Annotated in this window: 8 protein-coding genes; 1 reads left to right on the top strand and 7 read right to left on the bottom strand. The window is 69.4% G+C overall.

All coding sequences use genetic code 11. The annotated features are described in order from the left end of the window. Positions 1-20: 20 nt before the first annotated feature. From ntrC to dusB, 3 genes are read right to left on the bottom strand one after another with little or no spacing between them, the layout of a single operon-like run. Positions 21-1,481 carry a nitrogen regulation protein NR(I) gene (gene ntrC, locus ACFHPP_RS24800; protein WP_430667395.1) on the bottom strand — a complete coding sequence of 487 codons (1,461 nt, stop codon included), beginning with the start codon at positions 1,479-1,481 and terminating at the stop codon, positions 21-23. Next, positions 1,478-2,644, bottom strand: coding sequence for a two-component system sensor histidine kinase NtrB (locus ACFHPP_RS24805; RefSeq protein ID WP_437165919.1), 1,167 nt, complete (start codon positions 2,642-2,644; stop codon positions 1,478-1,480). The genes ntrC and ACFHPP_RS24805 overlap by 4 nt, the downstream gene beginning before the upstream one ends. Beyond that, complete coding sequence (gene dusB, locus ACFHPP_RS24810) at positions 2,641-3,684, bottom strand: tRNA dihydrouridine synthase DusB (protein WP_437165920.1); 1,044 nt, start codon at positions 3,682-3,684, stop codon at positions 2,641-2,643. Before dusB ends, ACFHPP_RS24805 begins: the two co-directional genes overlap by 4 nt. A 144-nt stretch (positions 3,685-3,828) precedes the next feature. Between dusB and ACFHPP_RS24815 the strand changes: the two genes are divergently transcribed. Further along, positions 3,829-4,986: a bifunctional 2-C-methyl-D-erythritol 4-phosphate cytidylyltransferase/2-C-methyl-D-erythritol 2,4-cyclodiphosphate synthase gene (locus tag ACFHPP_RS24815; RefSeq protein ID WP_437165921.1), complete on the top strand. Its 1,158-nt coding sequence runs from the start codon at positions 3,829-3,831 to the stop codon at positions 4,984-4,986. Between the two features lie 13 nt (positions 4,987-4,999). Here ACFHPP_RS24815 and ACFHPP_RS24820 read toward each other — a convergent pair whose 3' ends face one another. The 4 genes from ACFHPP_RS24820 to ACFHPP_RS24835 all read right to left on the bottom strand — a co-directional run. After that, positions 5,000-5,530: a Uma2 family endonuclease gene (locus tag ACFHPP_RS24820; RefSeq protein ID WP_437165922.1), complete on the bottom strand. Its 531-nt coding sequence runs from the start codon at positions 5,528-5,530 to the stop codon at positions 5,000-5,002. Continuing rightward, positions 5,527-6,693 carry an acetyl-CoA acetyltransferase gene (locus ACFHPP_RS24825; RefSeq protein WP_437165923.1) on the bottom strand — a complete coding sequence of 389 codons (1,167 nt, stop codon included), beginning with the start codon at positions 6,691-6,693 and terminating at the stop codon, positions 5,527-5,529. Before ACFHPP_RS24825 ends, ACFHPP_RS24820 begins: the two co-directional genes overlap by 4 nt. A 25-nt stretch (positions 6,694-6,718) precedes the next feature. Continuing rightward, entirely contained in the window at positions 6,719-7,516 is a 798-nt protein-coding gene (locus tag ACFHPP_RS24830; protein WP_437165924.1) for an enoyl-CoA hydratase/isomerase family protein, read from the bottom strand. Positions 7,517-7,593: 77 nt separating this feature from the next. Beyond that, positions 7,594-8,860, bottom strand: a 1,267-nt coding sequence (locus ACFHPP_RS24835; protein WP_437165925.1) for a lipase family protein, incomplete at its 5' end; no start/stop codon positions are given.

Raw genomic sequence — 8,860 nt, forward strand, 5'->3', positions numbered from 1 at the left:
GCGCAGCCCCCTTCAAAAGCTCAGGGAAGGCCCCGCACCACCGGCAGGTCCAGCTCCCGCAGCTTCTTGCGCAGCGTGTTGCGGTTCAAGCCGAGCATGGCGGCGGCCTTGATCTGGTTGCCGCGGGTGGCGGACAGCGCCAGCTTCAGCAGCGGGCGCTCCACCTCCGCCAGCACGCGGTCATACAGGTCCCGGATCGGCATGCCGTCCTTGTGCGCCGACATGAAGCCGGCGAGGTGGCGTTCCACCGCCTGCTCCAGGGTTTCCGGGGCACGGGGCCCTTCCTCCGGCGGCGCGGCGGCCTCGGCGAGTTCGGCGCCAACCGCATCGGCGCCGATGATCTCCTGCGGGTATAGCGCCGCCATCCGGCGCATCAGGTTCTCAAGCTCACGCGCATTGCCGGGCCAGGCGTGCTGCTTGAGCCGGTCCATGGCGCCCTGGTCGAGCTGCTTCTGCGGCAGGCCGGCGGCGCGGGCGCGTTCCAGGAAGTGCCGCGCCAGCAGCGGAATATCCTCCAGCCGCTCACGCAAAGGTGGAAGACGGATCGGTACCACGTTCAATCGGTAGAAAAGATCCTCGCGGAACATGCCGCCGCGGATCGACTGCCGCAGGTCGCGGTGGGTGGCGGCGACGATGCGGACATTGGCCTTGATCGGCTGGCGGCCGCCGACGGTGGTGAACTCGCCTTCCTGCAGGACGCGCAGCAGGCGGGTCTGCGCTTCCGAGGGCATGTCGCCGATCTCGTCCAGGAACAGCGTGCCGCCGGCCGCCTGTTCGAAGCGCCCGACGCCGCGGTTCAGCGCGCCGGTGAAGGCGCCGCGCTCATGGCCGAACAACTCCGATTCGATCAACTCGCGCGGGATGGCGGCCATGTTGATGGCAACAAAGGGCCCGGCGCGGCGGCGGCCATAGTCGTGCAGGGCACGCGCGACCAGTTCCTTGCCGGTGCCGGATTCGCCCGTGATCATCACCGTGAGGTCGGTGGTGGTGAGGCGGGCGACCGTCCGGTAGATCTCCTGCATGGCGGCGGACCGGCCGACCAGCGGCAGCCTTTCCTCCGGCTCCTCCGCATCGGCGATGGCCGGCGTGCTGGGTGCGGCCAGGGCGCGGCCGACGACCGCCAGCAATTCCTTCAGATCGAAGGGCTTGGGCAGGTAGTCGAAGGCGCCACGTTGGGTGGCCTTCAGCGCGGTCGAGAAGGTGGATTGCGCCGACATCACGACCACCCTCAGGTCCGGCCGCACCCGGCGGATGCGCGGCACCAGGTCCAGTCCGTTCTCATCCGGCATGATGACGTCCGTGATCACCAGGTCGCCCTCCCCATCCTCCACCCAGCGCCACAAAGTGGCGGCGGAGGAGGTTGCGCGGACATGGTAGCCGGACCTGCCAAGTGCCTGGGAAAGCACGGTTCTTATCGCCCGGTCGTCATCGGCGATCAGGATGGTCCGGGTGGTGGCGGAGACCGCGGCCGTGTCGCTCATGCGGAAACTCCGGTGGGGGGGCGGCGGGGCGGCGTGGGCGAGGTTGGCAGGGAAATGCGGAAGGACGTGCGGCCCGGGCGGCTGTCGCACTCGATCAGCGCCCCCTGGTCCGCCACCAGCTTGGCGACCAGCGCTAGGCCCAGCCCCTGCCCGCCCCGCTTCGTCGAGACGAAGGGCTCGAACAACGTGGCGCGGACGCTTTCAGGGATTCCAGGGCCGTTGTCGCGGACGATGACCTGCAAGGGCAGGTCCACACGCTCCTGGCTGCCGGGCACGGCGATGCGGACGCCGTGGTGGTAGGCGGTGGCCAGCGAGATCTCGCCTTCACGCGGATCAACGGCTTCCGCGGCGTTCTTCACCAGGTTCAGCAGGATCTGCACCAGCAGGTCCCGGTTGCCCCAGACCGGCGGCAGGGACGGGTCGTAGTCCTGGTTGATCCTGAGATGCGCCGCGAAGCCGGACAGCGCGATGCGGCGGACATGGTCCAGCACCTCATGGATGTTGACCTCCGCCTGCTCCACCGGGCGTTCGGAGAACATGTCCATCCGCTCCACCAGGTTGCGGATGCGGTCGACCTCGTCCTGGATCAGCTGGCACAGCTCGCGGTCGCCCTCGCTGGCGCCCTGTTCCAGAAGCTGGGCGGCGCCGCGGATGCCCGAGAGCGGGTTCTTGACCTCATGCGCCAGCATCTCCGCCATGGCGGAGGCGCTGCGGGCGGCGCCGCGGAAATTCAGCTGCCGGTCCAGCATCTGCGCCGTGGAGCCATCCTGCAGCGTCAGCACCACGCCGCCCGGCATCTCGGGCAGGGGTGCGCCATGCGCGGCAACCCCAAGCCGCCGCATGCGCGGGCTTTCCAGAGCCAGGTCGTGGTCGGAGACCGGCGCATCATGCAGCCGGACCTGCGCCAGGACCGAGAACAGCCGGTTGTCCGGCGGCAGCAGGTCGCGCAGCGTGTAGGATTGCAGGGATGCGGCGGAGTGCTGGAAGAACAGCTCCGCGGCCGGGTTGGCGAAGCGGAAGCGATCCTGCGCATCCAGCACCACTGCCGCGATCGGCAGGGCGCCCAGCACCGCCACCGAATCCGGCACCGGCGGCGGGCTGGTCGGCAGCGGAACCGGCAGGCGCAGGGCGCGTGCGGCGCGCGTCAGGGCAGAAGGCCTCATGCCGCCAGGCGCTCCTCAGGCACGAAGCCGCGGTCGATCAGGGGCAGGTACAGCCGGTCGATCAGCGTCAGGACCGCGTCCACATTGTCCGTGCGCATGACTTCCGATCGGAACTCAGCCGAGCCGGGCAGACCCTTGGAATACCAGGAGACATGCTTGCGGGCGAGCCGCAGGCCAGGGTCGCGGCCGTGGTGTTCCAACATGGCGTGGTAATGCGCCAGCAAGGTCGCGTGCTGCTCCGCCAGCGTCGGGTCCGGCGGCAGCACGCCGGTCTCCAGGTACTGCGCCACCTGCCCCGGCAGCCAGGGGCGGCCGTAGCAGCCGCGGCCGATCATCACGCCATCGGCGCCGGATTGCCGCAGGGCTTCCGCGGCATCCAGGGGGTTCAGGATATCGCCGTTGACGATCACGGGCAGGCCAACGGCGGCCTTCACGGTGGCGACGAAGGCCCAGTCGGCGGTGCCGTTGTAGAACATCTGCCGGGTGCGGCCATGCACGGTGACCATACGGATGCCGCACGCCTCGGCAATCTGCGCCAGGCGCGGTGCGTTGAGCGATTGATGGTCCCAGCCCATCCGCATCTTCAGCGTCACCGGCACCGGCACGGCGCGCACCACCGCCTCCAGGATGCGCGCGGCGCCGATCTCGTCCCGCATCAGCGCGGAGCCTGCCGCCTGGCCGACCGCCACCTTCTTCACCGGGCAGCCGAAATTGATGTCGACGATCCCGGCGCCATGCTGCACCACCAGCTTCGCCGCTTCCGCCATCACCAGGGGGTCGCAGCCGGCGAGTTGGACGGAGGCGCCCTGCCCGTCCACCTCCACCATCTTCAAGGTGGTCCGGTTTTCCCGCACCATGGCGTTGGAGGCGATCATCTCGCTGACCACCAGGCCGGTGCCCTGGGCGCGGGCGAGGCGGCGGAACGGCAGGTCCGTCACGCCGGACATCGGCGCGAGAATCACGGGGGTCTCGATCCGCGCGCCGCCGAGATCGATCGGGCGCAGCCGGGGCGGCGGTGCAGATGCGTTGGTCATGCTCATGATTTGGGCAAGCTAGTGGCCACGGCGCCTTTCGGCAATGCGAACCATCATCCCGTATCGAAAGACTGCCGCTTAATCCGGCATTGGGACGGATTTGCACGTATCACCCTGGGAGGAAGCAGGGTCCTGCGGTAAGCCGGGCGCATGCGATGCGTGGCCCTCCTCATGGCGGCCGGCAGCGGCAGCCGGTTCGGCGCCGCCCGGCCGAAGCAATTCTCCCGCCTCGGCGGCATGACGGTGCTGCGCCATGCGGCGGAGGCGCTGCTGCGCGATGGCGGTGTGGACGCGCTGCTGCCGGTCTGCGCGCCGGAGGATGCGGCGGAGGTCGCGGCGATCCTGGCCGGCCTGCCCACCCTGCCCCCGGTCCCCGGCGGCGCAACGCGCCAGGCCAGTGTGCAGGCGGGGCTGGAGGCCTTGGCAGCCGCGCCGCCCGCCTTTGTCCTGGTGCATGACGCCGCACGGCCCTTCATCCCACCGGGCACGGTTCCTGCGCTGTTCACGGCGCTGTCGGACCACCTCGGCGCCATTCCCGCGCAGCCGGTGACGGATACGCTGAAGCGCGCGGAGGCCGGGCGCATCATCGCCACCGTCCCACGCGCCGGCCTGTTCCGCGCCCAGACGCCGCAGGCCTTCCGCTTCGCCACCCTGCTCGCCGCCCACCGCGCCGCGACGGTCGAGGCGACCGACGACGCGCAGCTGCTGGAAGCCGCCGGGCACGCGGTGGCCCTGGTGGCGGGCGACGACCGCAACATCAAGATCACCTGGCCGGAGGATCTCGCCCGGATGGAGGCCGCCATGACCCCGCCCCTGATCCCCCCCCTGGTCCCGCGCATCGGCACCGGCTTCGACGTGCACCGCCTGGTCGCCGGCCGCCCCATGGTCCTGTGCGGCATCACCATCCCCGGGCCGATGGGGCTCGACGGCCATTCCGATGCCGATGTCGGGCTGCACGCGCTGTGCGATGCGATCTACGGTGCGCTGGCGGAAGGCGATATCGGCCGCTGGTTCCCACCCTCCGAGGCGCAGTGGAAGGATGCCGACAGCGCCCGCTTCCTGACCCACGCCGCCGGACGCATCGCGGCGCGCGGCGGCGTGCTGGCGAATGCCGACGTCACGCTGATCTGCGAGCGCCCCAAGATCACGCCGCACGCGACCGCGATGCGCGAAAGGCTGGCGGCGCTGCTGGCGGTGCCGGTGGACCGCATTTCCGTGAAGGCGACCACCACGGAGAGGCTGGGCTTCCCCGGCCGCGGCGAGGGCATCGCGGCGCAGGCGGCAGTCTGCCTGCTGGTGCCGGCCTAGGCCGGGTAGCGGCCTAAGCCTGGTACAGGTCGCGGAGCGGCAGGCCGCCCTCGACCTCCGGCAGGTCGGGCGCGGCGTCGAGGCCTTCGAAGACCTCCTCCTGCCACCCGGCTTCCCGCCGGCAGATGACGATGCGCGGGCTGTCCTGTTCCAGCGTGACATAGGCGAGCACGGAGGGGTGCCGCGCATATTCGGCCGGCTTCACCCGCATGTCGGTCAGCGAGGTTGAGGGCGACAGCACCTCGATCACCAGGCTCGGCGAGACCCGGTCGGCATTGGCGGCGACCGGGCCGCAGACCACGACCAGGTCGGGGTAGCGCACCCGACCCTCGGTCACGACCTTCATGTCGTGCGCCAGCACCTCGCAGCCGGGGCGCAGGCGCGAGGACAGTGCCAGGATGACGCGGGTGACCAGCCGGGCATGTTCCAGCGAGGCGCCGGTCATGGCGACCGGCTGCGTGCCATCAAACTCGAAGCGTTCCTCCTGCGCCGCTTCCCAGGCGAGGAACTCCTCCAGCGTCAGCGGCTTCAGGTGGGCGCTCAATCCACCCGCTCCAGGATCGAGCAGTAGTTCGCCACCGCCGCGCCGCCCATGTTGAAGACGCCGGCGCGGTCCGCCTTCGGCAGCTGCATGTCGCCGGCCGTGCCGGTCAACTGCATCGCCGTCAGCACATGCATCGAAACGCCGGTGGCCCCGATCGGGTGGCCCTTGGACTTCAGCCCGCCGGAGGGGTTCACCGGCAGGCGGCCATCCTTGGCCGTCCAGCCCTCCAGCGCCGCCCGCGCCCCCTGCCCATCCGGCGTCAGGCCCATCGCCTCGTACTCGATGAGTTCGGCGACGGTGAAGCAGTCATGCGTCTCGACGAAGTTGAGGTCGGAGAGCGACAGGCCGGTTTCCCGGAAGGCCTGGCCCCACGCGGCGCGGGCGCCTTCGAAGCGGATCACGTCGCGGGCGGCGATCGGCATCAGGTCGGTCGCCTGCACCGCGGCGCGGAAGCGCACGGCCTTCGACATGGACCGTGCCGTTTCCTCATCCGTCAGGATCAGCGCCGCGGCGCCATCCGAGACCAGGGAGCAATCGGTGCGCTTCAGCGGCGGCGCGACGAAGGGGTTCTTCTCGCTCTCGGCGCGGCAGAAGGCGAAGCCGAGGTCCTTGCGCATCTGCGCGTAGGGGTTGGCCACGCCATTCCTGTGGTTCTTCGCCGCGATGGCCGCCAGCGCGTCGGACTGGTCGCCATGGCGCTGGAAGTAGCTTTCGGCGATGCGGCCGAAGACGCCGGCGAAGCCCGCCGGGATCTCGCCCTCGTCCTTCCGGTAGCTGGCGCCGAGCAGGATATCGCCGATCTGCGCGTTGGAGGTGGCCGTCATCTTCTCCGCCCCCACCACCAGCGCGAAGCGGCCGCGTTTCGCCGCGATGAAGTCGAGCGCGCCATGGATGGCGGCGGTGCCGGTGGCGCAGGCATTCTCGTACCGGGTGGTCGGCTTGAAGCGCAGTTCCGGCACATGGCCGAGCAACAGGCTCGCGAAGAAGTCCTGCTTCGAGAAGCCGCCGTTGAAGACGCCGACGAAGGCGGCATCCACCTCCGCCGCGCCGATCCCGGCATCCTCGATCGCGGCGCGGGCGACACGGCCGAACAGGCTCTCGATATCCGGGTCTTCCAGCTTGCCGAAGGGCGTATGGGCCCAGCCGACGATGCAGGCGGTCATGGCGTGTCCTCCGTTCCGGTCCGGGTCAGCTTAGCATCCAGGACGGCTTGCGGCGCGCCTTGAAGCTGGCGATGCCTTCCTCGGCCTCCGGGTCCGCGGCGCGGCGGGCGAAGCTGCGGGCCCCGGCCTCGGCATATGCCGGCGTTGCCACCGGTCCAAGCGCGGCCAGCAGCGCCTTGGTTTCGGCCAGCGCGCCGGGGGCGCCCTGGAGGATATCGCCGACGGTCGCCGCCACCGCGCGCTCCAGCGCCGCCGCATCAGGCAGCACCTGGTGGACCAGGCCTGTGCGGGCGGCTTCCTCGGCGTCCATCACATGCCCCTGCAGGCACAGCCGCGCCGCCTCGGACCTCCCCATGCGCCGCACCAGCCAGGGCAGGATCTGCGCGGGAACCAGCCCACGCCGGACCTCGGGGGCGGAAAACCGCGCATCGGCCGAAGCCAGGCAGATGTCGGCGGAGGCGACGAAGCCGAGCCCACCCGCATAGGCGGCGCCTTCCACCGCGGCGATGACCACCTGCGGCAGTTCGGCAATGGCGTTGAACCGGGCGCCGGTGCGCTGGTTGCGCAGGTGCTGGCGCTCCAGCTTCTGTTCACGGGTTTCCACGGCGCCGACCTCCGTCAGGTCCAGCCCGGCGCAGAAATGGCCACCGGCGCCGGACAGCACCAGGACGCGGGCGGTGGTGTCCGTCTTCAACTCCGCCAGAAGCAGGTCCAGCGCCTCGACCAGCGCCTGGCTCATCGCGTTGCGCCGGTGCGGTCGGTTCAGCACGGCGCGCACCACCGGCCCGTCTCGGGTGACCAGAACCGGGGTCTCGTCGGTCATGCGCGCTTTTCCTCCTGGTGTCCTGGAAGCCGAAATTCGGCCCGGCCCGGCGGGGCGTCAAGCGCGCGGGTTGTTCGTCAGGTCCGGTAGAGCGCCTTGCCGATGAAGTATTCCTGCATCTTGGAATACTGGTGGATATTCCACAGCGCGTACCAGCCCACGTCGTACAGGTTGGGCGTCTGGTAGAAGATGATCAGCTTGTTCTCCGATTTCCGCAGGCCGTACATGATCTTGCCGCTGAAGGACTGGTTCGCCGCATCGGTGCCCTGGCTGCGCAGATCGTCGGACCGATCATGCTTGTAGCCATAGTCGCCCTTGGTCGAGACCGGGTCGTTGTGCATGGAAAAGTTCATGCCGCGGATATAGAGGCGGGAGGAATTGGCCTCCCCGGGCATGGCGTGGCTCTTCTCACCCAGCTGGACCTTGAAGTCGCGGCAGAAGGCGAGGTTGCCGACCTTCGGCGTGCAGAACGGGAAACAGAAGGGGCCGCCGCCATCGATCGTGGCGCCCAGATGGTATTGCAGGTGATGCGCGCAGGTCACAGCCAGCGCGGCCCCCAGGCTGTGGCCCGTGACGATGACCCGGGCCTTGGGATACAGCCCGAGCAGGCGGCGCAACTCCACCACGATCTCGATGCTCATGCTCTTGTAGAGTTCGAGGAAGCCGCGGCGGATGCGGATGTGCTTCGGCGCCCACCAGGTCGGATCCTGCCGGCCGGTGAAATTGGCGGCGTAGTCGACGTTCCGGCCGCCTTCCGTGTAGCCCGCCTGCTCCGGATTGGAGACCCCCACATTGCTGCGGGAGCCGCGGAAGATGACGTAGATCTGGACGAAGTCGTTGCCCTTGGCGCGCGCCGCCCGGTCCCCCTTGACCAGCACCACCAGGAAGCCGGTTCGCTGATCGTCCAGCTTGCGCAAACGCAGCCCGCGGCCCTCGATCCCGTCATTCACCAGCGACGCCTCGCCGGTGGCGGCGGTGCCGTGGCGCTGCTGGCTGCGGAAATGATCCTCGATCAGTTCGGGGTGGAATTCCTCGCCATGCGTCGCCATGCCGTAGATGGCCGACGCGTAGCCGATGGCACGGGCCACGGCGTGGGGCGGGTACTCGATCCGGCCCTTCACGTTCTTCTCGATGACGGTGCGGATGTCCGACTCATAGCCGGTCGCGAAGTCGGTCTGGCATCTCGCACAAGTTGCGATGTCGTCATGAACCGTGAAGCTGACGCCGGCTTTGCAATTCGGGCAGGGCGTGGGTGACTTTTTCTTGCTGTCGAATAGTCCCACGGTGGCACCCTCCCGGCGAATTTCAGCCGCGAGTCGATATTCCACCATCAAATCCATTCGG

The sequence above is a fragment of the Falsiroseomonas sp. E2-1-a20 genome (assembly GCF_051433195.1).
Taxonomy (GTDB): Bacteria; Pseudomonadota; Alphaproteobacteria; order Acetobacterales; family Acetobacteraceae; genus Falsiroseomonas.

Bases quoted from the DNA above. Each gene is read 5' to 3' on its own strand.
- ACFHPP_RS24805 (WP_437165919.1), bottom strand. From the start codon at position 2,644: ATGAGGCCTTCTGCCCTGACGCGCGCCGCACGCGCCCTGCGCCTGCCG.
- ACFHPP_RS24815 (WP_437165921.1), top strand. From the start codon at position 3,829: ATGCGATGCGTGGCCCTCCTCATGGCGGCCGGCAGCGGCAGCCGGTTC.
- ntrC (WP_430667395.1), bottom strand. From the start codon at position 1,481: ATGAGCGACACGGCCGCGGTCTCCGCCACCACCCGGACCATCCTGATC.
- ACFHPP_RS24830 (WP_437165924.1), bottom strand. From the start codon at position 7,516: ATGACCGACGAGACCCCGGTTCTGGTCACCCGAGACGGGCCGGTGGTG.
- dusB (WP_437165920.1), bottom strand. From the start codon at position 3,684: ATGAGCATGACCAACGCATCTGCACCGCCGCCCCGGCTGCGCCCGATC.
- ACFHPP_RS24825 (WP_437165923.1), bottom strand. From the start codon at position 6,693: ATGACCGCCTGCATCGTCGGCTGGGCCCATACGCCCTTCGGCAAGCTG.